This window comes from Amycolatopsis sp. NPDC049868 (assembly GCF_044461365.1).
Classification (GTDB): domain Bacteria; phylum Actinomycetota; class Actinomycetes; order Mycobacteriales; family Pseudonocardiaceae; genus Amycolatopsis.
Genome location: NZ_JBITKV010000005.1, coordinates 119,111 through 145,330 on the forward strand (window position 1 = coordinate 119,111; position 26,220 = coordinate 145,330).

The 26,220-nt window shown below is 70.0% G+C and carries 24 protein-coding genes and 1 pseudogene; 13 read left to right on the top strand and 12 right to left on the bottom strand.

Going from position 1 to position 26,220, the window contains the following annotated elements; genetic code table 11:
• The first annotated feature begins 44 nt into the window (after positions 1–44).
• Positions 45–863 (top strand): peptidoglycan-binding protein, encoded by an 819-nt coding sequence (locus ACIBTM_RS22400; protein ID WP_395879009.1) that lies wholly within the window; start codon positions 45–47, stop codon positions 861–863.
• Positions 864–910: 47 nt separating this feature from the next.
• Here ACIBTM_RS22400 and ACIBTM_RS22405 read toward each other — a convergent pair whose 3' ends face one another.
• Positions 911–1,585: a helix-turn-helix domain-containing protein gene (locus tag ACIBTM_RS22405; RefSeq protein WP_395879010.1), complete on the bottom strand. Its 675-nt coding sequence runs from the start codon at positions 1,583–1,585 to the stop codon at positions 911–913.
• 127 nt (positions 1,586–1,712) lie between these two features.
• Here ACIBTM_RS22405 and ACIBTM_RS22410 point away from each other — a divergent pair, with 127 nt between their 5' ends.
• Complete coding sequence (locus ACIBTM_RS22410; protein WP_395879011.1) at positions 1,713–2,528, top strand: oxidoreductase; 816 nt, start codon at positions 1,713–1,715, stop codon at positions 2,526–2,528.
• Between the two features lies 1 nt (position 2,529).
• Here ACIBTM_RS22410 and ACIBTM_RS22415 read toward each other — a convergent pair whose 3' ends face one another.
• Positions 2,530–2,772, bottom strand: coding sequence for a hypothetical protein (locus tag ACIBTM_RS22415; protein ID WP_395879012.1), 243 nt, complete (start codon positions 2,770–2,772; stop codon positions 2,530–2,532).
• A 41-nt stretch (positions 2,773–2,813) separates the two neighbouring features.
• Positions 2,814–3,431 carry a TetR/AcrR family transcriptional regulator gene (locus ACIBTM_RS22420; protein ID WP_395879013.1) on the bottom strand — a complete coding sequence of 206 codons (618 nt, stop codon included), beginning with the start codon at positions 3,429–3,431 and terminating at the stop codon, positions 2,814–2,816.
• A gap of 67 nt (positions 3,432–3,498) precedes the next feature.
• On the opposite strand from ACIBTM_RS22420, the gene ACIBTM_RS22425 reads away from it, so the two are divergent.
• From ACIBTM_RS22425 to ACIBTM_RS22440, 4 genes are all read left to right on the top strand, one after another.
• The gene (locus ACIBTM_RS22425) at positions 3,499–4,128 is read left to right on the top strand and encodes an MSMEG_1061 family FMN-dependent PPOX-type flavoprotein (protein ID WP_395879014.1); all 630 of its coding nucleotides are present in this window, start codon (positions 3,499–3,501) and stop codon (positions 4,126–4,128) included.
• Positions 4,129–4,141: 13 nt separating this feature from the next.
• Positions 4,142–5,029 carry a PDR/VanB family oxidoreductase gene (locus ACIBTM_RS22430; RefSeq protein WP_395879015.1) on the top strand — a complete coding sequence of 296 codons (888 nt, stop codon included), beginning with the start codon at positions 4,142–4,144 and terminating at the stop codon, positions 5,027–5,029.
• A gap of 46 nt (positions 5,030–5,075) precedes the next feature.
• Positions 5,076–6,032: an alpha/beta hydrolase gene (locus ACIBTM_RS22435; protein WP_395879016.1), complete on the top strand. Its 957-nt coding sequence runs from the start codon at positions 5,076–5,078 to the stop codon at positions 6,030–6,032.
• 84 nt (positions 6,033–6,116) lie between these two features.
• Positions 6,117–6,413 (top strand): DUF1540 domain-containing protein, encoded by a 297-nt coding sequence (locus ACIBTM_RS22440; RefSeq protein WP_395879017.1) that lies wholly within the window; start codon positions 6,117–6,119, stop codon positions 6,411–6,413.
• A 78-nt stretch (positions 6,414–6,491) separates the two neighbouring features.
• Here the strand turns inward: ACIBTM_RS22440 and ACIBTM_RS22445 are convergent, their stop codons facing one another.
• The 4 genes from ACIBTM_RS22445 to ACIBTM_RS22460 form a co-directional block, all read right to left on the bottom strand.
• Positions 6,492–7,160, bottom strand: a complete 669-nt coding sequence (locus ACIBTM_RS22445; RefSeq protein ID WP_395879018.1) for a VCBS repeat-containing protein — start codon at positions 7,158–7,160, stop codon at positions 6,492–6,494.
• 153 nt (positions 7,161–7,313) lie between these two features.
• Positions 7,314–9,494, bottom strand: coding sequence for an RICIN domain-containing protein (locus ACIBTM_RS22450; RefSeq protein ID WP_395879019.1), 2,181 nt, complete (start codon positions 9,492–9,494; stop codon positions 7,314–7,316).
• Between the two features lie 159 nt (positions 9,495–9,653).
• Positions 9,654–10,532 (bottom strand): helix-turn-helix domain-containing protein, encoded by an 879-nt coding sequence (locus ACIBTM_RS22455; RefSeq protein WP_395879020.1) that lies wholly within the window; start codon positions 10,530–10,532, stop codon positions 9,654–9,656.
• A gap of 18 nt (positions 10,533–10,550) precedes the next feature.
• Entirely contained in the window at positions 10,551–12,365 is a 1,815-nt protein-coding gene (locus tag ACIBTM_RS22460; protein WP_395879021.1) for a glycoside hydrolase family 15 protein, read from the bottom strand.
• Between the two features lie 137 nt (positions 12,366–12,502).
• On the opposite strand from ACIBTM_RS22460, the gene ACIBTM_RS22465 reads away from it, so the two are divergent.
• Positions 12,503–13,810, top strand: coding sequence for an MFS transporter (locus tag ACIBTM_RS22465; RefSeq protein WP_395879399.1), 1,308 nt, complete (start codon positions 12,503–12,505; stop codon positions 13,808–13,810).
• Positions 13,811–13,897: 87 nt separating this feature from the next.
• Here the strand turns inward: ACIBTM_RS22465 and ACIBTM_RS22470 are convergent.
• Positions 13,898–14,338 (bottom strand): annotated as a pseudogene (locus ACIBTM_RS22470) (potassium channel family protein); the annotation flags it as partial.
• A 151-nt stretch (positions 14,339–14,489) separates the two neighbouring features.
• Positions 14,490–17,099 carry a LuxR C-terminal-related transcriptional regulator gene (locus tag ACIBTM_RS22475; protein ID WP_395879022.1) on the bottom strand — a complete coding sequence of 870 codons (2,610 nt, stop codon included), beginning with the start codon at positions 17,097–17,099 and terminating at the stop codon, positions 14,490–14,492.
• A gap of 172 nt (positions 17,100–17,271) precedes the next feature.
• On the opposite strand from ACIBTM_RS22475, the gene ACIBTM_RS22480 reads away from it, so the two are divergent.
• Positions 17,272–17,616: a hypothetical protein gene (locus tag ACIBTM_RS22480; protein ID WP_395879401.1), complete on the top strand. Its 345-nt coding sequence runs from the start codon at positions 17,272–17,274 to the stop codon at positions 17,614–17,616.
• Entirely contained in the window at positions 17,613–17,867 is a 255-nt protein-coding gene (locus ACIBTM_RS22485; RefSeq protein ID WP_395879023.1) for a hypothetical protein, read from the top strand. Before ACIBTM_RS22480 ends, ACIBTM_RS22485 begins: the two co-directional genes overlap by 4 nt.
• A gap of 23 nt (positions 17,868–17,890) precedes the next feature.
• On the opposite strand, the gene ACIBTM_RS22490 is transcribed toward ACIBTM_RS22485, so the two are convergent.
• The gene (locus ACIBTM_RS22490) at positions 17,891–18,397 is read right to left on the bottom strand and encodes a DUF1269 domain-containing protein (protein ID WP_395879024.1); all 507 of its coding nucleotides are present in this window, start codon (positions 18,395–18,397) and stop codon (positions 17,891–17,893) included.
• A 200-nt stretch (positions 18,398–18,597) separates the two neighbouring features.
• Here ACIBTM_RS22490 and ACIBTM_RS22495 point away from each other — a divergent pair, with 200 nt between their 5' ends.
• Together ACIBTM_RS22495 and ACIBTM_RS22500 are read left to right on the top strand one after the other, a co-directional pair.
• Positions 18,598–19,059 carry a hypothetical protein gene (locus ACIBTM_RS22495; protein ID WP_395879025.1) on the top strand — a complete coding sequence of 154 codons (462 nt, stop codon included), beginning with the start codon at positions 18,598–18,600 and terminating at the stop codon, positions 19,057–19,059.
• A 65-nt stretch (positions 19,060–19,124) separates the two neighbouring features.
• On the top strand, positions 19,125–21,662 hold the full coding sequence (locus ACIBTM_RS22500; protein ID WP_395879026.1) for a LuxR C-terminal-related transcriptional regulator: 2,538 nt from the start codon (positions 19,125–19,127) through the stop codon (positions 21,660–21,662).
• Between the two features lie 8 nt (positions 21,663–21,670).
• On the opposite strand, the gene ACIBTM_RS22505 is transcribed toward ACIBTM_RS22500, so the two are convergent.
• The gene (locus ACIBTM_RS22505) at positions 21,671–22,843 is read right to left on the bottom strand and encodes an AI-2E family transporter (protein WP_395879027.1); all 1,173 of its coding nucleotides are present in this window, start codon (positions 22,841–22,843) and stop codon (positions 21,671–21,673) included.
• Positions 22,844–23,052: 209 nt separating this feature from the next.
• Between ACIBTM_RS22505 and ACIBTM_RS22510 the strand changes: the two genes are divergently transcribed.
• Positions 23,053–24,405, top strand: coding sequence for a hypothetical protein (locus ACIBTM_RS22510; RefSeq protein WP_395879028.1), 1,353 nt, complete (start codon positions 23,053–23,055; stop codon positions 24,403–24,405).
• 392 nt (positions 24,406–24,797) lie between these two features.
• Here the strand turns inward: ACIBTM_RS22510 and ACIBTM_RS22515 are convergent, their stop codons facing one another.
• Complete coding sequence (locus ACIBTM_RS22515; RefSeq protein ID WP_395879029.1) at positions 24,798–25,418, bottom strand: TetR/AcrR family transcriptional regulator; 621 nt, start codon at positions 25,416–25,418, stop codon at positions 24,798–24,800.
• Between the two features lie 68 nt (positions 25,419–25,486).
• Between ACIBTM_RS22515 and ACIBTM_RS22520 the strand changes: the two genes are divergently transcribed.
• A complete protein-coding gene (locus ACIBTM_RS22520; protein WP_395879030.1) occupies positions 25,487–26,212 on the top strand; it encodes an alpha/beta fold hydrolase in 726 nt (241 codons plus the stop codon).
• Positions 26,213–26,220: the final 8 nt, after the last annotated feature.

The following is a 26,220-nucleotide window of genomic DNA, read 5'->3' on the forward strand; positions in this document are numbered from 1 at the left end:
CACGAGCTGCTCACGGGGAGCAGCCATCGAGTGAAGGAGCAGTCATGCGCAAGGTGGCAACCGCCGCGATGTTCGCCGCTCTGTCCGGGGCCACGCTGGGGATGACGGCGGCACAGCCCGCGGTGGCCGCACCCTCGGTCGACATGCAGGCCGTGGTCAAGGCCGCCATGTGGGATCCGTACAAGGCCGACCAGTCGATCACGCCGGGTTCCGGGGAGAGCGTCAAGGTGGTCGAGCAGGCGCTGGCCGCGAAGAACCTGCTCGACAAGAAACAGGTCGACGGGCACTTCGGCACCTCGACGGTGACCGCATACCAGAAGTACCAGAAATCGCTGGGGCACAGCGGCCTCGCCGCGAGCGGTCTGCCGGGCAAGGGCTCGCTGACCGAACTGGGCAAAGGCCGCTACACCGTGACCGCGCCGATCAGCGTCGGCTCGAAGACCAGCCTGGACGGCAAGACGGTCAACAAGCGCACGGCCGACATGATCGCGGCCGCGGAGAAGAAGGCCGGGGTCGAGTTCACCATCACGCAGGGCTCGTACAACGCCGGCGGTGTCGGAGCTTCGGGCGGTACGCACGACGGCGGCGGCGCGGTCGACATCTCGGTGAACAACATCTCGAACAAGACCGCCGCCGTGAAGGCGCTGCGCGAGGTCGGGTTCGCCGCATGGCACCGCACGCCGAGCCAGGGCGACTGGGTGGAGCACATCCACGGCATCGCGATCAGCGACACCGACATGTCGCCGCAGGCGCAGGCCCAGGCCGGTGACTACTTCAAGGGCCTCAACGGGCTGGCGAGCCACGCCAAGGACGACGGCCCGAAGGTGAAGAAGGTGACCTGGGAGGAATTCAAGCGTGGGTGACGCCACGGCGTTCCGGACGGGGCGGGCGGCTTCGGTCGCCCGCCCCGTCAGCGCGGGCCGCTCCGGCGCCAGTGTTCGGCCGCCTCGCTCATGTCCTCGCGCAGATGCCGGAAGAACCGGCTCGTGGCGTCCAGCCGGGCGCCTGCCGGGCCGTCGAGCAGGGCGGCACCTCGCCGGGTGACCTCCGCCCATCGGGTCATCGCTTCGAGACTCGTCCGCCAGGCGCGGTAGCCGAAGTCGTCGTCGATGACGTATCGCTGCCGTCTGCCCGCACGCTCGCGCGTGATCAGGCCGCGTTGTTCGAGCCAGCCGACGGCCTTGGACACCGACGCGGGGCTGACCGCCAGCCTGGCGACCAGTTCGGCGGCGGTACCGCCGCCGGTGTCCGCGGTGAACAGGCACGCCAGGACCCTGGCCATCATCGGCGGGACGCCGGTCGCGGCCATCGTTTCGGCGAATTCGGTTTCGAAGTCGCGCAGCGTTTCCGGGGGCCGCGGGCTGCTCGGCGAGGGACCGGGTTTGCGGCGGCGCGCCCGCCATCGCGTCGCCTGCTGCGCCTGATCCGCCCGGTAACCGTGGGCGCCGCCGTTGCGCGCCACCTCACGGATCACGGTCGATTTGGGGCGTTCCATCCGACGGGCGATTTCGGCGTAGGCGAGCCCCGCCGACAGCCCCGACGCGATTCGCACGCGCTCGTCGTGGGTCAGGCGTGTTCCCGGCACAGGCACTCCTGTCTTGGTGCATTCACCTGCACGGTCATTGCATCGATTATAGGTTCTATGTTGCGGAGAAAGGAAAACTGGTCATAGGGTTTTGTCAGGAGTGAAGATAACGGAAGGTACGTACGGGATGACGGCCAAGGTTTGCCTGATCACCGGAGCTTCGTCGGGGATCGGCCACGCGACCGCGCTGGAACTCCTGCGCGCCGGGCACATCGTCTACGGCGCCGCGAGGCGGGTGGAGAAGATGGACGACCTCCGCGCGGCGGGCGGCCGGGTGCTGAAGATGGACGCTCGGAACGAGGACGATCTCCGCCGGGCGGTCGGCACCGTTCTCGACGAGCGGCAACGGATCGACGTCCTGGTCAACAACGCGGGGACCGTTCTGCACGGCGCCGTCGAGGACGTGCCGCTCGACGGCGCGCGCGACCAGCTCGAAGTCAATCTCCTCGCGCCCGCCAGGCTCGTTCAGCTCGTCCTGCCCGCCATGCGGGGCAGGCGATCCGGCACGATCGTCAACGTCTCGTCGATCGGCGGCGAGATCGCCTTGCCGTTCGGTGCTTGGTATTACGCGTCGAAGCACGCGCTCGAAGCCTTCTCCGACACGCTCCGGATGGAGGTCGGGCCCTTCGGCATCGACGTCGTCATCATCCAGCCGGGTATCGTCAAAACCGAGTTCGAAGACCAGACTTCCGCTCAGCTGAGGGAGAACTCCGGCCGCGGGGCGTATCGCGAGATGGCGGAAGCCATGGCGCGGCACGGGGAAACCGGGCTCAGCGACGGTTCCGACCCGTCCGTGGTCGTGGATGCCATCCGGCGCGCCATCGAGGCCGAGAAGCCGGAGACGCGGTACGCCGTCGGTCACCTCGCCGAGAAGCTCCTGGAACTCAACAGGACCCTGCCGGATCGCGAATTCGACCAGCTGGCCATGCGCGCGACGAAGTAGTTCAACCGCTCGGCTGTTTCTCGACCACCTTCCGGCGGCGAGTGCGCGCGACACCGATCCACAGCAGGACGGTGACGACGGCGCCCGGCGCCGCGGTCAGGTACACCGGCCACGCGCGGAAGCCGGACACCCACAGCATCGTGACCAGGCCGAAGGTGATCAGTGTCCAGATCAGCGCGAGTGCGCCGCCTCGCCGCCGCCATCGGGCGGTGAGGCCGCGCACGCTGTCCCCAAGTCGGCTCACACCGGTGAATACCCGCTCATCGCCTGGTCAACCCCCGGAAATCAGGTGCGGAGGTAGCCGGTGATCATCGCCACGAGCTCGTTTTCGAGCCGCGTGACGTCGATGGAGCCGGGCGCGGCGATGAGCTGGTGCACGGTCAGCTCCACGGTCGACGCGACGAGCCGGGCCGCGGTGTCCTTGTCCTGTACGCGGACCTCGCGATGGCCGTGGAGCAGTTCCCGCAGATCACCGATGATCTCCCGTTCCAGCCGGGTGACCCGGTCCAGCAGTTCGCCGGAGCGGGGCGCCTGTTCGAGCATGATCTGCAGCAGCCGGGGATCGTCGAGATGGTTCTCGATCACCGTGCGCACGAAATCCCGGATGATGGTTTCGAGCGGCTCCGGCGACTTCTTGTGCCGGCGCAGCGTCGCGGTGGCCCGGTCGCCGTCGAGGTGGCGGGTCAGCAGCTCGGCGAGGATCGCGTCCTTGTTCGGGTAGTACTGATACAGCGAGCCGATCGAGATCCGGGCCCGTTCGGCGATCCGGTTCGTCGTCCCCGCGGCGTACCCGAACTCGGCGAAAACGTGAGCAGCCGCGGTGAGGATGCGCTGCCTGGTGAGCTCGGCCCGGACCTGGCGCGGCTGTTTACGTGGTTGAAGCCGTCGTTGTTCCGACGTCATGACACTCCCGGTGAAGCGGCGCGAAAGCGAGTAGCGAGCGGGCTGAACAATTGCTCATAATTGTGCCATGACCAGCACTGATACGCGCCCGCGCAGGCTGTCGCCCGAAGAGGTTCGTGCCCGGCTGGGGGAGCCGGAGGCCATGATCAAGGCCAAGGTCCACGACCGGATCGACCGGCACGGCCACCGGTTCATCGCCCATGCCCCGTTCGTGGCGATGGCGACGTCGGACGCGACCGGCCTGCCCGACTGCTCACCGCGCGGCGACTATCCCGGCTTCGTGAAGGTGCTCGACGAGCGCACACTGGCGATCCCCGACCGGCCGGGCAACAAACTCGCCGACTCCTTCCGCAATCTCGCGGAGAACGACGGGATCGGCCTGATGTTCGTGGTCCCCGGCGTCCGGGAGGTGTTCCGGGTCAACGGCCGCGCCTATCCGACCGACGATCCGGACGTGCTCGCGCGGATGCGCACCGAAGGCAAGCCCGCGGTTTTGGCGATCATCGTCGACGTGGCGGAGACCTTCTTCCACTGCGGCCGCGCGCTGATCCGGGCCCGGCTCTGGGATCCGGCCAGCCAGGCACTGGCGGGCGAATTGCCGTCCGTCGGCGAGATCGCCGCCGAGCAGATGGGTCCCGGCGTCGATTCCGCGGTACTGGAGACCATGCTCGAAGCCGGCTACCGGCAGTTGTACTGAGGTGATCCCGTTGATGCAGAAGACCGTTCTCGACCGCGTGGAACCGGTCGCCGAAGGCGCCGTCTCGCTCGTGCTGCGCGGCGCCGACGGGCCCTTGGCGCCCTGGGAACCGGGCGCGCACGTCGATCTGGCGCTGCCGAACTGGCTGACCCGGCAGTATTCCCTGTGCGGGGATCCGGCCGATCGCGGCAGTTACCGGATCGCCGTCCGCCATGACCGGCTGAGCCGCGGCGGTTCGGAGTACGTCCACCTGTTCCTGCGCGCGGGCCGGACTCTCGATGTCTCGTTGCCACGCAACAACTTCCCGTTGCTGCCCGCCCCGGAATACCTGTTCATCGCGGGCGGTATCGGCATCACCCCCATCCGGCCGATGCTCGCGGCGGCGGGTTCCTCGGCCAGGTTGGTGTACGTGGGCAGGTCCGAAGCGACCATGCCGTTCGCCGCCGAGCTCAAGGCGGAGTACGGCGACAGGGTGCGCCTTCACCCGCACGGCAGGCCCGACTTCGTCGCGTTGGCGGCCGAACTCGGCCCGGACGCGCTGGTCTACTGCTGCGGCCCCGCGTCGATGCTCGACGCGGCCGAGGCGGCGTTCCCCGCGCATCGCCTGCACCTTGAGCGTTTCCGGCCGGTGGCCAAGGAATTCGCGCCCGACGTGCCGTTCGAGGTGCACTGCGTCCGCTCCGGCCGGACGGTGCCGGTCGCCGCGGAGGAGTCCCTGCTGGACGCCTTGAACCACGCGGGGTTCCGGATCCCGTCCGGGTGCCGTGAAGGCGTTTGCGGCAGCTGCGAGATCGGCGTCGTCGGCGGGGAACCGGAGCACCGCGACGACATCGGCGCGCCGGCCGGGCGGATGTACTGCTGTGTCTCGCGTGCGTCTTCCCGGCTCGACGTCGATCTCTGACCCGGCGTATACGGATCGTCGGCGCCCGCTGGCTAGGCTCGCGCGGATGGTGGAACCCGCATACGATCCCGAACTCGCCGCCGTACTGCCCTCGCTGAAGGGAAACGTGCCGGTCGGTATGACGGCGGAGCAACTGGAGCGGTACCGGGCACTGCCGTTCCCGGCGATCGAAGAACAGATCGGCGACCGTCCGGTCACCTGGACCGATCACACGATCCCCGGATACGGCGGCGCGGAGATCACCGTTTCGGTCATCGCGCGCCGGGATCATCGCGGCGGCGGGCCGGGGATCTATCACGTGCACGGCGGCGGAATGGTGATGGGCGACCGGTTCGCGTCGGTGCGCCCGCTCGTCGAATGGGCGATGAAATACGACGCCGTCGCGGTCACCGTCGAATTCCGCCGCGCGCCCGAACATCCGGATCCGGTGCCGGTGGAGGACTGCTACGCCGGGCTGGACTGGATGGCCGCGCACGCGGACGAGCTGGGCTTCGACCCTGGCAAGCTGGTCATCTTCGGCGGCAGTGGCGGAGGTGGCCTCGCCGCCGGTGTCACGCTGCTGTCGCGTGACCGCGGCGGACCGGCGCTGCGCGGCCAGCTGCTCCAGTGCCCGATGATCGACGACCGGAACGACACCGGGTCCGCGCGGCGATACGACGGCGTCGGCGTTTGGGACCGGACCAGCAACCTGACGGCGTGGACCATGGTCCTCGGCGACCGGCGGGGCGGTCCCGACGTCTCGCCGTATGCCGCCCCCGCCCGCGCGACGGATCTCGGCGGATTGCCGCCGACGTTCATCGACGTCGCCGCCGCCGAGGTGTTCCGCGACGAGGCCGTGGCGTACGCGAATGCGATCTGGGCCGCCGGGGGAGAGGCGGAATTGCACGTCTGGGGCGGCGCGTTCCACGGCTTTTACGATCTCGCACCGGAAACCGCCGTCGCCCGATCGTGTCTCGCCGCCCGGAATTCCTGGCTGGACCGGCTGCTCGCCGGACGTGAATGAATTTCCCCGAATTGCCGCCCGAACGGGCCGGTGCAACCCTGGTCATACCGAACGACACCACCACCACGAAGTACAGGAGTCGTTATGACCACCACCGAAATGCCAGCCGTCCACGAATGCACGGTCAGCGGATGTTCGTACAACCACGACGGCTGTCACGCTTTCGCCATCACGGTGGGCGGCGGCAATGGTTCGGCCGATTGCGGAACGTTCGTCCCGCTCAATACCAAGGGTGGACTCGACCGAGTGACCGCGCAGGTGGGAGCCTGCTCCCGGGCCGACTGCCGCCACAATTCCGCGTTGGAATGCACCGCGTCGAGTGTCCGCGTCGGACCGGGCCACGGTGACCATGCCGCCAACTGCCTGACCTACGCGCCTTAGCCGTACTTTGCGCGTGAAGGCCCCCTTCCCTCGGCTCAGCCGAGGGAAGGGGGCCTTCACGCGCTTGGGGCGGCGGTGTCAGCTCCCGGCCTGGTCGCAGCTGGCGGCGTCGGTGCCCAGCACCGGGTCGGTCACCGGGCGGCTCGTGATCGGGATGGTCTTCTGGGTCGTCAGCGCGCCGTCGCGAAGGGTGTAGACGGTGCGCGTGCCCGAGTAGGTGAGCGGGTCGGCCCCGACGTCGTCGGCTTCGGCCGCGACGGTTTCGAAGGAGCGGCCGCCGCCGTCGAGCGGGGTGCACTGGTAACCCAGGTGGGCGGCGACGCCACCGCCTTCGGCGACCGACAGCGGCTTGTCGTCGTTGCCGACGACCTGGGCGAGGTTGCGGCCGTCGTAGTGCAGGGCGGTGAAGAAGGTGGTGTTGGCGCCGACGGACTGGGTGACGATCAGTTCGGCGCGGCCGTCGCCGTTGAGGTCGGTGACGCGCGGGGCCTCCAGCGGGACGGAGCCGTCGGCGCCGAGGTGGATCGAGGTGAACGTGCCGTGCACGGTGGCGGAGATGACCTGGTCGTCGGGCCCGGTGAGCCGCGCGGTGACGGTCTCGATCTCCCCGTCGCCGTCGAGGTCGGCCACGGTGGTGACCGGGTCGCCGGAAGGCGGGCTCGCCAGCGCCGGGACGATGGCGGCCAGGCTCAGCGCGGCGACGACGCCGGTGATGGTGGTGGTACGGATGATGCCGGTGTGCTTCATGGTGTTCTCCCTCCAACGCCTCCGGTGAACTTTTCACCGAAAGTGCTCTCATGAAGGGAGACGGGTGCGGATCATGGACGTGCAGTGAGAGTGTGATGTGCCACACAGACGCAACCCGGGTGGCCCGCCCCTTCAGGAGCGGGCCACACCGGCTCAGCCGATGGCCCACACTTGCAGTGCGGACCCCGTGTCGGCCCGTTGCGTCACGGCCGCACCGTCCGAAGTGGACGCCGTGGTCAGGAGCAGGCCGGAGCGGACACTGGCGATCTTGTAGGTGCCGTTGGGCTGTTTCGTCGCCGTCCAGCGCTGGTTGGTTCCGGCGGTGCACGTCCACTGGATGACGCGCGCGCCCGCGGTGGTGGCTCCGCCTTCGACGTCGGCGCACAGTTTCGAATGCGTGTTGGTCAGCGTGTAGGAACCGTCGGACTGCCTGGTGAACAGCCACTTCTGGTTGGCGCCCTGGTTCGGCGTCCAGGTGACAAGGGGTGTGCCTGCCGCCGTCGAGGAGTCCGGGTCGTCGAGGTTCTTGCCGGACGCGGCCAGGGTGTGGACGCCGTCGAGAGTGCCCGCGCCGGCGTCGGTGAACTTCAGTGTCTGCTCGGCCGCGGTCCGGCCGCCGCCGACGGCGTTCCCGGTGGTGTCGGTCCAAGAGCGCAGCGGAGTGGTCTCCGCCAGGCGTGAGGTCTTGCCGGACAGGCCGAGCACGAGCCCGCTGTAGCGGTTCACCAGCCGGAAGGTTCCCTTGTCCACAGTGGACGGAATGACGAACCACTGCTGCCCGACCGTCGAAGCCGAGGTCACGGTCGGCTTCGCGCCCCACGCCCGGCCGGCCTGCACGGCGTCGACGCCGAGGAACTGGCCCGTGGCGGCGTTGGCGACGCGGTACGAGCCGTCGCCGTCGGAGGAGAACTGCCATGTTTCGCGGTCGGATCCGGTCGTGCTCGCGACCGACGTCGTCGCGGTTCCGGTGCCCTGCGCGAGAACCCGGCCGTCGCCGAGGCCGATCCGGTACCTGCGGGAAGTGTCCACAGGGGACGGTGCGGGCGCGGACGACGTGATGGTCTGCGTGGTGTACTCGCCGCCCGCGTTGTTCGAGCAGGCCACCGCGCAATACGACCGGAACTGCTTGCCGATGATGGTCGAATTCGTCTTGTTCGCCGCGTCGACGAACCAGCGGTACCAAGACTGGTTGGTGTAGCTCCCGGTGTCGCCGATGAGCCGCCATTTCTGGGTCGTCAGATCGTCGGTCACGTAATAGCGCTGGGGGACGACGCTGTCCACGGCCTCCGGCGCGCCGATGTAGAGCCCGAGATGCGCGTTGTAGGCGATGTTCATGATGAACAGATCCGATTTCTTCGGCAGCTGTCCCGCGGCGATCTGCTGGGTGACGTTGCCCGTGTTGGCTGGGTCGTAGTCGTCCGCGACAGGTGTGTAGCCGGTGTCGCTCGCGGCGGACACGGGGACCATGTTGCTCTCGCGGCCGCCGACGCCCGGCTGGCTCCAGCCGCCGTCGAACCACTTCTGCCACGAGCCGGACGCCATCTTGGCCGAGATCGGCGAACGGGCGACGTGTGCCAGTCCGGTCATCGGGCCGCCCGCGCCGGCCTTCGGCACGATGCGCGAGCCGTAGTAGACGTAGAAGTAGCCGGAGGCGGTGTCGACGAACAGGCGGGGGTCGCCGTCGCCGTAGTCGAACGTCTGATGCGGGAACGCCGCCGTGTCACCGCGTTTCGTGCTGTACGGCGAAGTGATCGCGTGATCCTTGATGGTCCAGGTCCTGCCCTGGTCCTTCGAGACGGCCATGTCGATCGCGTCGTAATGCGAGAACGAGTACGCGCCGAACGGCTCGGGGGTGAACTCGTTGTGGATCAGGCCGTACCAGTCGCCGGTGTCCGGATCGACCCACGTGCCGACGAGGTCGCAGAAATTGCGCTGCGAGTAGCCGGAACCGGCCGGCGGATCGGTGGATTCCTTGCCGGTGGGGCTGTTGTTGCAGCGCCAGGTGGTGTCGTCGTTGCGGTCGGCGGGATTCGCCGGGTTCACCGCCGAGCTGATCGGGTTCTTGGTGAAACTGTCGAAATCGCGTCCGCTGTAGAAGTCCCACTCCCGCGGCTGATCCGCGCCGTAGAGCGCGGCCGCCTGCTGGAAGTAGAAGGTGCCGTCCTTGTCGACATAGGTACTCGCCGGGGTGTCGGTGGTCGGGCTGAACGACTTCTTGGCATCGACCGTGATGGTGTACGTCGCGTCCGGCGGTGCGGCGTCGGACGACACCGGTACCACCGTGGTCGCCGCCACGGCCAAGGCCGCGGCGCCGAGAAGAGGCAGGGTCCGCATGACTCTCTCCCAAGGGTGACCCGCACCACAGTTGGCGGGGCGGTCGCCGATGTTATGAACGTTATTGCGCGTAAGTCAACGATTTCGGTCAACTTCAAGCGTCGTTCATGCACTTATTGCGCGGAAAGTCCAAGCGGTGCGGTGCGGAAGTCCAAGGGGTCAGTCGGGTACCAAGGGCGGGTCGTCGGCCGGAGGAACGCGCGTACTCCAGCCGCCGGGGACGGCCTGGACGCGCGACTCGCGGAAACGCGCGGGGGAGACGCCGACCCGCCGGGTGAAGAGCCTGCTGAAGTAGGCGGCGTCCTCGTAACCGACCGCCTGTGCCACCTCCTGCACCGGCATCCGCGTGGTGGCGAGGAGTTCCTTGGCGCGGTTGAGGCGGAGGGTCAGGAGATGGTCCTTCAGCCCGGTCTCGGTGCTCCGGCGTACGGCGGCGCGCAGTTCGGGCAGGGTCATGCCGCGGCGGGTCGCGATCTCGGCGACGCTGATCGGCAGCAGGGCGTCCTGCGCCAGCGCCTCCAGCAGGGATCCGTCGTCGGGGGTGCTGTCGACGGCCCGCCGCAACGCCACCAGCAGGTGATGCACGGCCGCCGAGGCGTCGACCTGGGCCAGCGGGCTGCCGCCCCGGGCGCAGCGCACGATGCGGCTCACGATGTCGCGCACGGCCTCGACGTCGCCCAGCGGCACCACCGGTGTCCCGGGCGTGACGTAGCCGAGCTCCACGTAGGCGTCCACGGCACCGCCGTCGAAGTCGACGAAACATTCTTCCCAGCCGTGCGCGGGGTCGGGCGCGTAGTGGTGCCCGACCCCGGGGACGAGCCACAGCAGCGCGGGGGCGACGACCTCCTGCCGTTCCCCGCCCGTCACGGCGAACCACCCGCGCCCTTTGGACACCACCACGGCCACGTAATGATCGAGCACACGCGGCCCCACGGCGGGCAGGACGCCGTGCTGCAGCCCGACCCCGAGGCACACCAGGCCCAGCCGTCGGTGCACGGCGGACGGTGTGAAGTACCGCATCCAGGTCCGGTAACCCATCCCCGCATCTTCGCGCAATCAGCCCAAAGCGGCGTCGAGGGTGACCGCGGCGTCGATGAGCGCGAGATGGGTGAAGGCCTGCGGGAAGTTGCCGAGCTGCTCGCCGCTCGGCGCGATCTCCTCGGCGTAGAGGCCGACGTGATTGGCGTAGGTCAGCATCTTCTCGAACGCCGCCCGCGCCTCGTCCAGCCTGCCCGCCCGGGTCAGCGCGTCGGCGTAAGCGAAGCTGCACAAGGAGAAAGTGCCTTCCGTACCGGCCAGGCCGTCCGGGGACGCGGCCGGGTCGTACCGGTGCACCAGGCTGTCGACGACCAGATCCTTCCCGATCGCGTCGAGGGTCGAGAGCCAGAGCGGGTCCCGCGAAGGGAGGAAGCCGGTGCGGGGCATCCGCAGCAGCGACGCGTCCAGTTCGTCCCCGGTGTAGTGCTGCACGAACGCCTGCCGCGTCCGGTGCCAGCCCTGGTTCAGGATCTGGTCGTAGATGCTGTCGCGCTGCCATGTCCAGTCCTCGATCGGGGCGGGGCGGCCGTGGGTGCTCGCCATCCGGAGGCCGCGGTCGAAGGCGACCCAGCTCATCAACCGGCCGTAGGTGAAGGACCGGCGGCCGCCCCTGGTCTCCCAGATGCCCTCTTCGGGCTGGTCCCAGTGTTCGCCGAGCCAGTCGAGCGCCGCGCGAACCGCGGTCCACCCGCGGTGGGGCAGGCCGAAACCCGCCCTGTCGGCGGCGTAGACGCTGTCCAGCGCCTCGCCGTAGATGTCCAGTTGCAGCTGCCCGGCCGCGTCGTTGCCGATCCGGACCGGGGCCGAGCCGCGGTACCCGGACCAGTGCGGGAGGTCCTCCTCGCGGAGATCCGTCGTGCCGTCCACGCGGTAGAGCACGGCCAGCGGGCCGCCGTCACCGTCGCCGCCTTCGCGGATCCGGTCGCCCAGCCAGCCGCCGAACCGGGCGGCCTCTTCGGTGAAGCCGAGCGCCAGCAGCGCGGAGACCGAGAACGACGCGTCCCGCACCCAGGTGTAGCGGTAGTCCCAGTTCCGCTCCCCGCCGAGTTCCTCCGGCAGCCCGAGGGTCGGCGCGGCGACCAGACCGCCGGTCGGCCGGTAGGTGAGCAGTTTCAGGGTGATCGCCGAGCGGGTCACGATCTCGCGCCAGCGTCCGCGATAGGTGGAGCGGGCCAGCCACGAGCGCCACCAGCCCACCGTGTCGTCGAACAGGCCGGTGAATTCGCCGAGCCGGATCTCACGCGGCGGTTCCGCGGTGTCGGTTTCGAGTACGACGCCCCGGACCTGCCCCGCCGCGAGAGTCAGCCGCAGGTGCGCGTCGCCGCCCTCGATCCGCGTCTCGGCGAGGTGTTCGTCGCCGGGTTCGCGGACCGGGTGCAGCGTCAGCGACAGTTCGCTCGACACGAAGACGGCGCCGTGCCCGAACGGGATCGCTTCGTGCGGACGACGGCCGTAGTCGAATCGCGGCGCGACCACCATTTCGAAGGTGACCTGTCCCCGGACGCAGCGTACGAGGCGAGCGATCCGGTGCCTGGCGGTCGCGGCGCCGTCACACGGGGGCATGAAGTCGACCACTTCGCCGATCCCGTCCGCGCCCGAGAACCGGGTGATCAGGACCGCGCTGTCCGGGTAGTACATCTGCCTGCTCGTATGCGGCCCGCTCGGCCGGATCCGGAACCGGCCGCCGCGTTCGTCGTCGAGCAGCGCGCCGAAGACCGACGGCGCGTCGAAGCGCGGACTGCAGAACCAGTCGATCGACCCGTCGGTGGTGACCAGTGCGGCGGTCTGCAGATCGCCGATCAGGCCGTGGTCGGCGATCGCGGTTTCGGGCATGGCGCCTCCTCGGGCATCGGGTGCGGTCGGTGATCACCGTCGTCCGGCCGGGTGGGCGCCGCCTCATCCGTGCGGGGTGAGGTGGCCGGGTGGTGGCCGCGACACCGTGTGCGGCACCCGACCGGAAGGCCACGCCGATGCTCGTGCCGCCCTTGGCCCTCGCCCAGTTCGTCGCCAGTTACGCGGCGACGACGATGACCGTGGCCGTGAGCGTGCTCGCCGCGGACCTCGGCACGACGGTGCTCGGGATCCAGACGGCGATCACGTTGTTCACCCTCACCATGGCGACGCTGATGGTGCCCGGCAGCAAGCTGACCGACGTCCTGGGGCGCAAGCGGTGTTTCGTCGCGGGCCTCGCCGTCTACGGCGCGGGCGCGCTGCTCGCCTCGGCCGCGCACGGGCCGGTGTCGCTGGTGCTGGGGTATTCCCTGCTGCAGGGCATCGGGTCGGCGCTGATGATCCCGCCGATCTACATCCTGGTCACCGTCGCCGGTCCCGACGTCGAGACCAGGGCCCGCCGCTTCGGCGTGGTCTCCGGCGCGGGCGCGCTCGGCGCCGCCGCCGGGCCGCTCCTCGGCGGGCTGATCACGACGTGGCTGAGCTGGCGGGCCTCGTTCCTCCTGCAGGTGCTCGTCGTCGGGGCGATCGTCGTCCTGGCGCTGCGGATCGCGGAGCCGCCGGAAGCCCCCGCCCGCACCCCGTTCGACGTCGGCGGTGCGGTGCTTTCGGCGGTGGGCCTGTTCTTCGTCGTGGCCGGTGTGCTGCGGCCGGCCTGGGTCCTCATCGGACTCGGCGCGGGGATCCTGTTCGCGTTCCACCTGCACATCCGCGCGCGGGAACGGGCAGGCCGCGAACCGCTGGTGTCCTCCGCGCTCTTCCGCGACCGCGTCACCCGGCTCGGCCTGGTCACCCAGCACGTGCAGTGGCTGGTCCTCCAGGGATCGTTCTTCGTGATCGCCGTTTTCCTGCAACAGGCCCGTGGCTACGACGCCGTCGAAACCGGGCTGATGCTGACCCCCGCCACGATCGGCATCCTCGTCGCCTCGGCGGCCGCGGGACGGATGGCCCGGCGGCACGCGCAGCGCCGCCTGATCCGCGGCGGTTTCGTGCTCGCCATCGCCGGGCTGCTGCTCGTGCTCCTGCTGGTGCGGGCGGATTCAGGGGTGGCGAGTGCCGTGCCGGGGCTGTTCCTGCTCGGTGCCGGGGTCGGGATCATGCTGACGGCGTCGGTGAACCTGGTCCAGTCGCGCAGCCCGGACGCGGCCCAGGGCGACATCTCGGGGGTCTCGCGCGGTGTGTCCAACCTGGGTTCGTCGGTGGGGACGGCGCTCGCGGGTTCCGTGCTGGCCGGGGCGGCGGGCCACGGCTTCGCATGGGCACTCGCCACGCTGACCGCGGCCGGGCTGATCGGCCTGATCGCCGCGCTGCTGCTGCCCGGTCGCTAGGGGCATCGTGGACGAGCGCCGGTGCCGCACGGCGGTCACGATCACCCGCAGGGCGATGCTCAGCACCAGCAGGTTCGCCACCATCTGGATCATCGCGAGGATCCGTGCCGTCGCCGAAACCGGCGCGATGTCCCCGAAACCGACCGTCGTGAACACGGTGAGCGTGAAGTACAGGGCGTCGGTCCGCGTCAGCTCCGTGCCGAACGAGCCGGGCCGGTCCTGGCCGAGCACGTAGTAGACGTCGGCGAACAGGAGCAGGAACAACGGCACGACCAAGGCCAGCGCCTGGATCCCCTGCAGGGCGGGGAACGGCGAGCGCAGGATCATCCGCACCTCGCCGACGACGACCAGGATCACGATCGCGAGGCCGCAGGCGAAGGCGGCCACCGTCCAGGGCCGCAGCCCTTGGTCGACGGGGAGCAGGTAGTACAGGCACAGCAGCGCGGTGACGGTGAGCAGCGGCCGCAGCACCGCGAGATGGACGAACCGCCAGCCGGAGAACGGGTAGTCCGTGCTCGCCATGGCCATGGTCTCTCCTCACGCCGGGGATCGGGGTTCCGTTGAGGGGTAAGGCAAAAGTGGCAGGTCGCGAAAGCCACTTTCGCGACGTCTGATGTCCCGAAAGTGGCTTTCGCGACACCCGCTTCGCCTCACCCGGGACAGGTGAGGCGAGTGGCCGTCAGCGCGGGAGATCGATGCCCTCGGTGTCCAGCAGGCCGCGGCGGAGCGCGGTCGCCACGGCGTCACGCCTGCTGCGGACGTCGAGTTTCGCGTAGATCCCGCGGACGTGGGTCTTGACGGTATTCGGCGAAACCGTCAGATCCTCGGCGATCTCGTCGATCGACCGCTGGGTCGGCAACAGGCGCAGGACACTGCGTTCCCGTTCGGTCAGCGGCGCAGGCATCGGCGGGGTCCGCGACTCGCGGTGCCGGGCGAGCACCTGGCAGGCGAACCGCTCACCGCCGCCGAGTTTGCCCAGCCGCGAGGTCAGGAACGCGATGACGTCGGAAGGGGCGAACACGAACGGGAACCGGACGTCGCCGGGCTCCGCGGCGCGCAAGGCGTCGTCCAGCGACCGCACGGCCCGTTCCGGCGCCCCGGCGGCCAGCGCCGCCCGCACGCCGATCAGTGACACCTCGATCCCCGACCACGGCAACAGCATCGGCGCGCCGTCCTCCGACAACGAGCGCAGCACGGCACTCGCCGCGCCCTGCCTGCCGAGCCGCAGCTGGGTCCTGGCCCGCATCAGCAGCAGTTCGCCCGAACCGGCGATGATCGGCTGGGCCCAGCGGAAGGTCTCCCTCGCCTGATCGGCCGCGCCGAGCCGCAGCGCCGCCCGGTGTTCCAGCACCGCGCACCACGCCGCGTGTTCGGCGGAGAAACTGCGCCCGGTGCCGAGCCGGGTGCGTGCGCGACGCATCCTCCGCAGTCCCGAGTGCCAGCCGCCGAGCTCGAATTCCGCCGCGCCACGCAGGGTTTCGGCGATCAGGCCGAGATTCCTGGCCGCGCGGGCCGGCGCGTCGCCGAGCATCCGGCCGATCTGTTTCGCGTGCTCGACACATTCGGCGGCCTCGCCGCGCAGCAAGGAACCGTAGGCGAGCTGAGCGGATACTTGGGCGGCTTCGAGCGAGCGATGCGGGTCGTGCGCCGCGTGCCGCGCCTGCACCCGCCGGGCCAGCGCGTCCATCTCGCGATAGTCGCCGTCCGACCCGGCCAGCCCGCTCAGCGTGATGAGGCATTGGGTGACCAGGAAATGGTGATGCGCGTTCCCGGCGGACTCGGCGACCCGGGCCAGCGCGGTCCGTGCGGAGGCACGATCACGGCGTGCGGTCAGGACACTCACCCGGTGCAGGGTCGCCAGCCCGCTGAGCCCGGTGTCCGCCGCCAGATGTTCGTCGACCCGCTCCGCCGCGCGGACGGCCTGTGCCGGGCCGCGATCGACCTGGGCCAGCCGGGAGCGCACCAGTTGCCGCAACACGGTCAGCTCCGCCGCCGGTTCGGCGGGCCAGGCCGCGTCCGCGCAGCTCAGCTGCGACTCGGCCGACGTCGGTTCACCTCGTTCCAGATACAACGCGGCCGAGACCAGCGCGAGCAGGGGCGAGGCCACGGCCCGCCGCTCGCCGAGGACGGCGAGCGCGAGCCGCAGGACGTTGTGCTCGCCGCTGAGGAACAGCGTCACCGCGTGGCGGCGCGAAAGTTCGCCGACGCGGGTGGTGTTCCCCGAGCGGACGCTGTGCAGCAGCGCGGCGGCGGCCTGATCGTGTTCGGCGAACCAGCGCGCCGCGGCCGCGTGCAGGGATCTCGTTCGGTCCGGGTCCCGGCGCAGCAACTCGGCCCGCAGGTAGGTGCGCAGCAGGGGCGGAAGCCGGTGGTGCGGCGGGGTTCCGCCGGAGTGGACCACACGCGCGGGGTCGCCGAGTTCGCGGAGCAGCGCCTCCGCGTCCGGCCGGTCCGTCAACGCGGCCGCCAGCCCCGCCGGGACGTCGTCGCAGATGCTGATCGCGCGCAGCAGATCCCGGTGGACGGGGGACAGGGGAGCGAGTACCTCGTCGGTCAGGTAGTCGAGCACCGCGCGGTCCCGTCCGGCGAAGAAGTCGGCGAGATTCCCCGCTCGCGCCGCGGAAGCGGCGGCGAGCCGCAGTCCGGCAGGCCAGCCGCCAGTCCTGGTCACGAGCAGCCCCACCTGATGCCGCGGGATGCCCGGCCCGATCGCCGCGATGAGCGTCTCGGCCTCCTCCGGCGAGAAGCGCAACCGGTCCACGCCCACTTCGAGAAGCCCGCCCGCGACCCGGGCGCGCACCAGCGGCAGCGGTGGCTCCCGGCGGCTCGCGATCACCAGCCGCAGCCCCGACGGCTGATGCCGCAGCAGCGCACGCACCCCGCGCCAAGTGCCGGGATGGGTGATCTCCTGAGCGTCGTCCAGCACGAGCACGACGGGTTCGGCCACCCTGTCCAGCGCGTCGGCGATCGTGGCCAGGAAGGCGAGGTCCGTGCCGGGCGAGGCGGGGACCGCCAGCGAGCGCACCGGGTTCCCCGCCGGGATCCGGGCGCAGCCGCTCAGTGCTTCGAGGACCGCCGACCAGAAGAGCCGCTCGTCGTCGTCCTCCGCGTCGGCCGACACCCAGGCCACCGCCCCTCGGCGGCGGGCCGCCCACTCGGCGAGCAGCACCGTCTTGCCGAGACCCGCGGGCGCCCCGACGAACACCAAGGCGTGCTCTCCCGCTTCGTCGAGAGTGGCGAGCAAACGCGGCCGGGAAACGAGATCCGGCGGCGGATCGGGGATGGTCACCTTTGTCCTCGGTACCCGTCTTCGCGGCGAAATGTGTTGATCATTCAACATGCGCCAGCCTCCTTTGCGGCCAGTTTCACATCGTCGGAGCGGATCCTGCCAGGCAATTCGGCCGTCTCACCCGCGCTGGGCGAGGAAAAGGTTTGGCGCACCCAGAATCGTGTGCCGCGTGATGGCCCGTGGAGATTACTGGAGAAAAGAGAAAGGCCGGAAACGGCCGACGTCGGTATTCGTCGCGACACAGTTCTTCTGGATCGGCCCCGTCGAGTTCGCGGTACTCGACGTACTGGGAACCGGCCGCGTCGGAGTCGAGGCGGGGTTGTTCTCGCTCGCCGTCCTTCTCGCCGCCATGACTTCGGTCACCTCGATCCGGCTCGCCGTGCGGGCCGGTCTCGACCTGTTCGCGCGGCTGCTCTTCCTGCCGTCGCACACCTGGTCGTCGATCATGGCGGCGATCGATCTGGCGGTACTGGCCGCGGCCTGGTTCCTGGCCGGACGGGGAAAGGGGAACCGATGAGCCCGTTGGCCGGAATGAATTACGTCTTCCGGGGCAGCGGCCGAATCCCCGAACAGGCGAACCGGGCGGTAGACGATTTCCGGGGAATGTTCGTCGTCCCGATCGGTGGCGAGCTGATCGTCTTCGGCACGGTGACCGAGCAAAGAAGCGTTTCGCGAATTCTGTGCGCGCTCGAAGCACTCGGGATGCGGGTGGACTCCGTGCACCGGGTCCGGGAACTGCCGTCGCGGGTTTTCCCGATCGCGAGGTGAATCGGGAAAACCCGCGGCCGGGATCAGAGCCGTTCGGGGAGGGGGAACTCGCCGAACGCGGCACGCAGCCGCGCCTCTTCCTCGTCGGAGAGATTCGTGGTCACCAAAGCGGCGCCCGTCTCCTTGAACGGCTCGGCCACCCGGTCGAGTACGGCGCCGTCCGCCATCACGAACAACGCGGACGTGCCCGGGGTGACCTTGGCCCGGACGTTGGCGATGAAGTCGCCGTCGATGCCGACGTGGGAAAGCGAGCCGGTCAGCGCCCCGATCGCCGCGCCGACGGCCATCCCCAGCAGCGGTACCAGGAAGATCAGGCCGAACAGCAGTCCCCAGAACCCGCCGCCGAGCGCGCCGGCGCCGGTCAGGGAACCGAGGTCCTTGGTCTTCGGCTTCTTCCTGCCCTCCGGCCAGGTGACGTAGGCCGCGTCGGCGATCTTGATGAGCTGTTGTTTCTGGAGGCGTTCCAACAGCGCGAGCGCGTTTTCCGCGCCGTCCGCGGTGGGAAAGGCCCATACGGTCAGCGAACTCATGGTGCGTCCTCCTCGGTCCGGGATCGGTGCTCGGAGGCCGCACTGTGCTCCGGGCGGCGGCACCCCCGCATCGCCCGGGCCGGATGAGGCGGGGCGGCGGCGGACCGGCCCCGATCTCACCTGGCGTGGGCGAGGCCGCCGTCACGGTGAACCCACCATGATCGCCCGGGTCCGCAGCCCCGCTTCCGAAAAGAGGGACCATGAGCGAAAGAGCGCATCACTGGACCACCACGGCGGGCACCGGCCCGTCGTCCCCGCCGGAGCACGCCGCGAGGGTGTCGCGACGATCGGGCTGGGTCTGGTTCGCCGCGTCGATCACCATCATGGCCGGCCTGTTCACCGCGGTGGAGGGGCTGGTCGCGCTGTTCGAACAGAACTACTACCTGCTCGGCCCGTCGGGGCTGCTCGTCTTCGACCTCGGCGCCTGGGGCTGGATCCACCTGATCGTCGGAGTCCTCGCGGTGTTCGCGGGGAGCGCGTTGTTCACCGGGGCGCCGTGGGCCCGCGTCGTCACCGTCCTGCTCGCCGGGTTCAACGCGTTGGCGCAGCTGGTGTTCCTGTCCGCGTACCCGGTATGGGGCGTGGTCGTCATCGCCCTCGACGTCCTGGTGATCTGGGCGGTGCTCGTGCACGGGGACGAGGCGACGGACGACCTCTGGTAGCCCGCTGACCAGTACAGTCGTGGCCTCGCCGGGGCCGCGATCCTTCGGACGATCGAGAGGTTGACTTGCCCGCTCGAACGACATCGCGGTCCTGGCGCATCCCCGCGGCCAAGGTGACGGTGCCGCGGATGCCGGGGATCTTCGTCCCGCGTTCCCGGCTCACGGCCCTGTTCGACCGCGCCGGCACCCGGCCGGTGACCGTGCTCCGCGCGCCCGCCGGTTCCGGCAAGACCACCGCGCTGGCCGGCTGGGCCCGCGATCGGCGGGACGTGGCCTGGGTGTCGCTGGACGACGACGACAACGACGAACACCGTCTGTGGTCGGCGATCCTGCTCGCGGTGCGCCGGAACCTCCGCCTCCCGGGGTTCCGGCTCGGACCACCGTCACCCGGACGGCGTACCGAGTTCCTCGCCGATTTCGGTGACGTGTTCGCCGGACTGCGTGAACCGGTGTGGCTCGTGCTGGACGACGTCCAGGAGATCTCCCGTCCGGAGCCGGTGGAAGCGCTCGCCGCGCTGGCCCGGCACCGGCCGCCGATGCTGCGGCTGGTGCTGGCCACCCGGGTCGAGCCGAAACTGCGGCTGGCCCGCCTTGAGGTCGAAGGCGCGCTTTCGCGCCTCGGCGCCGCCGAACTCCGCTTCAGCGTGGAGGAAACGGCATATCTGCTTCGCTCCACCGGGGCCACGGTGGGCGAGGACCGCGTCCGCGAACTGACCGAGCGCACGGCGGGGTGGGCCGCCGCGCTCGGCTGGGCCGCGGTCTCGGTACGCGAGGCCGAGGACGCGGACGGGCTCGTCGCGGCGGTCGGGGGCGACGAGCTCGCCGTGGCCCGGTTCTTCGCCGACGAGGTGCTCTCGCGGTTGCCGCCCGCGACGTCGGATCTCCTGCTGTGCGTCAGTGTCTGCGACAACGTGAGCGCGGCACTGGCGGCGCGGCTGACGGGTTCGCCGGACGCCGGGGTGACACTGGACGAACTGGAGCGCGAGACCGGGCTGGTCGTGCGCACCCCGGCCGACACCTACCGGCTTCCCGCGCCGCTGCGCGGTTTCCTGCAGGCGGAGCTGGCGCGCCGGTCCCCGGCACGGGCGCGGCGGTTGCAGGGGATCGCCGCGCGCTGGTACGCCGGGCAGGGTCGGTTCGGGGAAGCGCTGACGCACGCCGTCGCGGGCCGGGACCGCCAAGGTGCCTTGCGCCTGGCGCGTGACCACGCGGTGCGCCAGGTGCTGGCCGGGGACGGGAAACTCGTCCGGGGTGCGCTCGCCTACCTGGGAGAGGGGGCTTTGAGCGCGAGCCCCCGGCTCCGGCTGGCGTCCGCGCTGGAACACGTCCAGCGCGGTGAGTTCACCGCGGCCGCCACCGATCTCGGTGACGACGGCTTGCGACGGCTGGCCGCGCCCCATCTCGCACTGGTGACCGGGAGCGGGCCGCCCGAGACCGCGGCACCGCCGGTGGCGCGGTCGCCGGAGTCGGTCGCGTGGGACAAGGTCGATCTGGTCTGGCGCGCACTGCACCGGGGCGCCCGGCGGCACGCCGTCACCCGTGCCGAAGCCGCGTTGCGCCTCGCCCACGGGGAACGTCTCGAACATCTCGTCCTGCACAGCAGACTCGCGCTCGCCGTCGCGACGGCGTTGCTGGGTGATCACACGGCGATGCGGCGATCGTGCATCGGAGCGCTCGCCGTCGCGCGGCGGCACGGCTGGTGCCGGTCGCCGGGCGTCGCCGAATGTCATCTGATGCTGGCCTACGACGATCTGATGCGCTTCGAACCGGTGGCGGCCGCGGGCGAGCTGGCCAGGGCCCCGCGAGCGGAAGTGCCCGTCTCCGCACCGGTTCTCGGGCCGCTGCGGAGGTTCTTCGAAGGTATGGTCCGCTTCGACGGCGGCGACCGCGCGGCGGGCTCGCAGGCCATGCGGGTGGCCCGGCGGCGGCTCGCGGATCTCGAACTGCCCCGCGAGATCACCGGGATGTGCACGGTCGTCGAGCACCACGCGGCGCTCGTGGTCGGCGAAGGCCTGCACGCGGCCGAAGTGTTCGCCTGGGCGCAGGAGAGCTTGTCCGGAACCGCCGAGCTGGCACTGCTCCAGATCCGGGCCCATCTCGCCGTCGAGGAGACCGACCTCGCCGAGAAGGTCTTGCGCGCCACCGAGTCCGCGCCCGCGTTGCTGCCTGCCACCCCGGTGGACACCCGGCTGGCCGAGACCGCGCTCGCGTTGCGTTCCCACCGGCGGACCCTGGCGCTGCAGGCCCTCGACCGCGCGCTCACCCTCGCCCGGCCGCAACGGCTGATCCGCCCGTTCGCGCTCGCCGAACCCCGGGTCAGGAACCTGCTGATCGACCATTCCGGTGGTTTCGGCTCTCTGGACCGCTTCGCGCAGACGGTCCGCGGGCGGCTCGTCCCGAACACCCCGCCCAGCGAACTGACCGATCGCGAGCAGGTGGTGCTGCGGAGACTGCCGTCCCAGCGTTCGCTCGACGAGATCGCGTCGGATCTGACGGTGTCGGTCAACACGGTGAAGACGCACGTCCGGTCGATCTACGGAAAGCTCGGGGTGAACAACCGCCGGTCGGCCGTGGTGGTCGCGCGCCACCACGGCCTGACCTGACGCGGCGGTCAGTCCTTCCGGCGATCCGGCGAGCACAGCAGCGCCTCGGCCCAGCGGGCACGCGGGTCGACGTCGATGAGCAACGCCTTGGCCAGCAGCGTCGCCGGCACGGCGAGGACGGCGCCGAGCGGACCGAGCAGCCAGGTCCAGAACACGAGCGCGAGTACGGTGACCAAAGTGGACAGACCGACCGATTCGGCGACGAACCGGGGCTGGATCAGCGACTGCACCACGAAGTTCAGCAGCACGTACACGACGATGGTCACGAGCATGGCCCGCCAGCCGCCGTCGAGGAGCGCGATGAGCGCGGGCGGGGCCACCCCGATCACGAAACCCACGTTGGGCACGTAGTTGGTGACGAAGGACAGCAGCCCCCACAGCACGGCCGCCGGGATGCCGAGCAGGGCGAGCGCGATCGTGTCGAGCACCGCCACCGCCCCGCCGAACACCGTGGTCACGACCAGGTAGCGCCTGGTGCCGAAGGCGAACCGCCGCAACGCCGCGCCCGCCCACGGCCGATCGCGCGCGATCCGGCCGAGCCGTTGCCCGGCCCATGCCGATTCGGTGCTCAGGAAGAGCATCAAGGCGAGGAGGAAGGCCAGATTCGTGACCAGTCCGCCGACGCCGGCGAGCAGGGATCCGGCGAAACCGATCAGCTTACCGGTGTCCACAGTGGACAGGATCTCGCGCAGCTGCGGTTCACCGACCCCGAACCGGCCGAGGAACGCCGTTCCGTCACGGAGCAGTTCGTCGGCTTGTCCGGCGTAGCGGGGGAGCAGGGCGGACAATTGCGCGAGGGAGACCACGACCACCAGGAAGAGCGCGAGCAACGCGGCGTAGACGGTGACGACGAGGACGGCGACCGTGAGCCAGCGGGGTAAACCCTTGCCGCGCAACCAGGTCCGCACCGGGTCGAGGGTGATCACGATGACCAGGGCGAGGAACACGGGACCGGCGAGCCAGGCGACGGCGTTCAGTCCGGCCAGCACGACGACCGCGGCGGCCGATCCCAGCAGTACCACCAGCGCGCGGGGCAGCGCCGTGCCGGCGCCCCGCGGGTCGGGAGGCGGTGCCGGAATCGCGGGCGGCCGTCTCGCGAAGCGCCGGGTCTTCTGTCGCCCGCTGGTTTTCCGGCGGCGGAATCGGTACACGGGGAATTCGCCGAACGATATTCGCACCATGCGACACCTTCCGAGAGACGGATCGGAGTTCCACGGTGGCAGACCGCCGGTTTCCGAAGATCACCCGGTGCGGGCGAAAAGCGGGGCGCGGCCCGCCCTTTCGGCCGCGCTCCGGCGCCTGCACGATCACCGGAAGTTCCGGTATACGTGGAAGGGAGGGCGCCGCCGGGGAGGACGGCATGGCGCTTGATGCAAGGGGGAAATAACCGATGTTCGACGCGCGTCTCGTCGCTGACCAAGTCAGCCCGCTCGCCAAACCGAAGATCAGAGTTCTGTTCTACACCGATGCTGTCGGCTTCTCGGGGAACGGCGGCTTCTCATTGGGAATCATCCGTGACCTGATCTTGGGGAATCAGCCTTTCTTCGCTCAGTTCGAGATCGATTTGATCAACCGGCACGATGGCGGGCACGCCGCCAGAAAACTCACGTCCGAAGTGCTCGGCAGATACGAGCAGGTGTGGTTCTTCGGCATCCTGCAGTCCAACATGCCGGGAGAGCCGGAAAACGAACTCGTGGACGCGGAGGTCGCCGCGCTGCGGGCGTGGATGGACGCCGGTGGTGGCGTGCTCATCAGCGGCGACCACTCGAATCCGCGGCCGCCGGGAGCGGATCCGTCGCTGCCCGACTACCTGAACCTGGGGCGGGCGCTGGGGCACCGGGTCCCGCGCGCGGGTGAGCTGCGGGTGTGGAACGACCGGCCGGACGCGAGTATCGAGTTCAGCCACAACACCCACCAGCCGGATCCGTGGGGCAGTGATCTCAACAACCCGATCCCGAACGATCTCGACCCGTACCCGCAGGAGCTGATCCTGCGGAAGCGGTTCGGCAGGCCGCATGTGCTGTTCCAGGGCAGACGGGGGCCGATCACCGTTTTCCCGGACCACATGCACGAAGGCCAGCTGGTCATTCCGGAGCGATTCCCGGCGGATGTCTGGCCGTCCGGGCGATCGGGGCAGCCGAAGCCCGAAATCGTCGCGCAGGGCACCGACAAGCGCAACGGCCAGGTCTACGGCGTGTCCAGTGTGTACGACGGCGCGGCCGCCGGTGTCGGGCGAATCGTCGCCGACGCCACTTGGCACCATTATTTCGACCTCAACCTGTGGGGTTTCGAAAAAGGCGGCGAGGTGCTCGAACGCCTCACCGAGTACTACGTGAACCTCACGCTGTGGTTGGCGCCGAAGCCGGTCAAGCTGGAAGTGAACGCGCAGCTGCTGTACTGGCTTTCGCACAACCTGAGCCTCCGCGCGGTGCTGCCGGAGGGTTTCCGGGTTCCGGGGATCACCGCGGCCGGTCTGATCCGCGAAATCGGCGGGCAAAGCGTGCTCGACGATCTCGTCTGGCCGTTGGAAGGGGCGCCGGCGGTCCCTGAAGAACTGCTGCTCGGCGCCCTCGTCAAGGAATCCGTCGCGGCGCTGAGCGGAGGGGACGTCGAGACCTTCGACGCCGTGGACGTCGTCGAGCGGGGCCTGCGGGCCGGGGCCGAGGAGTACGCCGCCGAGCTGCGAGCAGCGCTCGGCGACGTCGAAGGCCTGGGCGAACGTATCGCGCAGGGTATTCGCTGACGTCCCGTTCTCGTGAGTGGTCAGGTCCTTGCCACTCACGAGGCGGGTTGGGGGGCAGCTGAGGTACGCGCAGCCGCTGTGACTGGTGGTGTGCCTGGGGCGAGTGTGGCGAGCCGCGTGTCCGTGAAGGCCTCCTTCACTACCTTCAGGGTAGGCAAGGAGGCCTTCACGGACCTGGCCCACGATCAAGCCGCACCAAAAACCAGTAGGTACCTAAGACACCCTTGGCTCTAACGACCCGAAACACTCACGAGCCGGGTTGGGCAGCTGAAGTACATGAAGGCCCCCTTCCTGTACTTAGGCGCAAGGATGGGGGCCTTCATGTACTTGGGATGGTGTGAAGGTCGAGTTTCCTCGGCTGAGCCGAGGGAAGGGGTCCTTCACGGACTTACCTACGACCGTGCGGGTGAGCCAGGATCGGGCCGGAGCCCGAGCGCGAGGTGGAGCTGGCGCGCCCACCAGCGCACTTGCGCGGAAGAATCGTCGGCCGCGGCCCCGGTGAGCCCGGCGCTCCGCCGGAAATCGCTCCCGTACAGGGCATCCGTGGCCATCGCCTGATGCAGGGCGGCGACGGTGAGCCGCGTGTCGTCGAGTGAACCGCCGGGTGGCCGGAGCCGGTGGAGGGCGTCGACGACCGGGTCGAGCATCCCGCTTCCCGGGTCGCGCCAGCCCGCCGCGTGCAGCGCCACGGCGAGCTCGCCGTAGCCGTCCCGGTACAGCGTGTGCAGGGACTGGACGAGTTCAAGCAGGTCGGCGTCGTGGTCCAGCCAGCTGGTGAGAAGGCCCTGAAGCCCGTCCCGGAGGCGGCGGCCGCCGTGCCGGAGGAGTTCGGCGAGCAGTTTGTCCCGGCTGCCGAAGTGATGGGCGACGCCCGCGTCGGTCATGCCGACTCGGGCGGCCACGGCGCGCATCTGGACGGCGGCGACACCGGACTCGCTGAGCAGGGAAGCCGCGGCGTCGAGGATCAGCCGCCGGGCCTCTTCGGGAGCCCGTCGTGCTCGGGAGGTCGTCACGACCGGATCGTACCTTGATGAGTCAAGGTATCTGCGTTACCTTGACTATCCAAGGTAAGGGGGATGCCGTGAATACCGAAATCAGTCTTGACCTGGGCGAAGTCACTCTGCGGGGCACGGTGACCGGCGCCGGTCCGACGGTTCTGCTGCTCCACGCGGGCGGGGAGCGCCGCCGGGTCTGGGCGCCGGTCGCCGCGGTGCTGGCCGGGCACGGCTACCGGTCGGTGGCCTTCGACCTGCGCGGACACGGGGACAGTTCCGGCCGGGCGACCACGCTCCGTGCGCTGGCCGACGACGTGGCCGGGATGATCGCGAGCCTGCCCGCGCCCGTCGTCCTCGTGGGCGCCTCGGTCGGCGGCCTGGCCGCCATCGCGGCGCTCGCGGACCCCGCCGTCGCGGCGCGCGCGTCCGGACTCGTGCTCGTCGACGTCGTACCCGACCTCGAACCGGGCAGGGTGCGCTCGTGGCTCGATTTTCATGGGCTCGGCGGCCGCTACACCCGCCTGGTGGACGACGTCCTCGGCTCGGGTCCCGCCCTGCTCGCCACGGCCGGGGCCCTGGACCTGCCCATCCTGGTGGTGCACGGTGGCCCGGGATCGCCGCTCCGTGACGCCGATGTGGGCCGTCTGCGCACGGCCAACCACCGGGTCGCCGTCGTCCGCGTTCCGGCGGCGGGCCATCTCGTGGCCAGGGACGCTCCGGACCACCTCGCGGACCTCGTGTCCGGATGGCTTTGTGGCATCGGTCACGGTGCGGTTTCGACGCCGGGGGTGGGCGGGCAAGATCTGCGATAGAGCTGTGC

Coding starts and splice junctions, on each gene's coding strand:
- ACIBTM_RS22425 (WP_395879014.1), top strand. CDS start 3,499: ATGACCAGCACTGATACGCGCCCGCGCAGGCTGTCGCCCGAAGAGGTT.
- ACIBTM_RS22495 (WP_395879025.1), top strand. CDS start 18,598: ATGAGCGAAAGAGCGCATCACTGGACCACCACGGCGGGCACCGGCCCG.
- ACIBTM_RS22400 (WP_395879009.1), top strand. CDS start 45: ATGCGCAAGGTGGCAACCGCCGCGATGTTCGCCGCTCTGTCCGGGGCC.
- ACIBTM_RS22450 (WP_395879019.1), bottom strand. CDS start 9,494: ATGCGGACCCTGCCTCTTCTCGGCGCCGCGGCCTTGGCCGTGGCGGCG.
- ACIBTM_RS22440 (WP_395879017.1), top strand. CDS start 6,117: ATGACCACCACCGAAATGCCAGCCGTCCACGAATGCACGGTCAGCGGA.
- ACIBTM_RS22485 (WP_395879023.1), top strand. CDS start 17,613: ATGAGCCCGTTGGCCGGAATGAATTACGTCTTCCGGGGCAGCGGCCGA.
- ACIBTM_RS22480 (WP_395879401.1), top strand. CDS start 17,272: ATGGCCCGTGGAGATTACTGGAGAAAAGAGAAAGGCCGGAAACGGCCG.
- ACIBTM_RS22445 (WP_395879018.1), bottom strand. CDS start 7,160: ATGAAGCACACCGGCATCATCCGTACCACCACCATCACCGGCGTCGTC.
- ACIBTM_RS22510 (WP_395879028.1), top strand. CDS start 23,053: ATGTTCGACGCGCGTCTCGTCGCTGACCAAGTCAGCCCGCTCGCCAAA.
- ACIBTM_RS22435 (WP_395879016.1), top strand. CDS start 5,076: ATGGTGGAACCCGCATACGATCCCGAACTCGCCGCCGTACTGCCCTCG.
- ACIBTM_RS22410 (WP_395879011.1), top strand. CDS start 1,713: ATGACGGCCAAGGTTTGCCTGATCACCGGAGCTTCGTCGGGGATCGGC.
- ACIBTM_RS22420 (WP_395879013.1), bottom strand. CDS start 3,431: ATGACGTCGGAACAACGACGGCTTCAACCACGTAAACAGCCGCGCCAG.
- ACIBTM_RS22505 (WP_395879027.1), bottom strand. CDS start 22,843: ATGGTGCGAATATCGTTCGGCGAATTCCCCGTGTACCGATTCCGCCGC.
- ACIBTM_RS22460 (WP_395879021.1), bottom strand. CDS start 12,365: ATGCCCGAAACCGCGATCGCCGACCACGGCCTGATCGGCGATCTGCAG.
- ACIBTM_RS22490 (WP_395879024.1), bottom strand. CDS start 18,397: ATGAGTTCGCTGACCGTATGGGCCTTTCCCACCGCGGACGGCGCGGAA.
- ACIBTM_RS22465 (WP_395879399.1), top strand. CDS start 12,503: ATGCTCGTGCCGCCCTTGGCCCTCGCCCAGTTCGTCGCCAGTTACGCG.
- ACIBTM_RS22455 (WP_395879020.1), bottom strand. CDS start 10,532: ATGGGTTACCGGACCTGGATGCGGTACTTCACACCGTCCGCCGTGCAC.
- ACIBTM_RS22430 (WP_395879015.1), top strand. CDS start 4,142: ATGCAGAAGACCGTTCTCGACCGCGTGGAACCGGTCGCCGAAGGCGCC.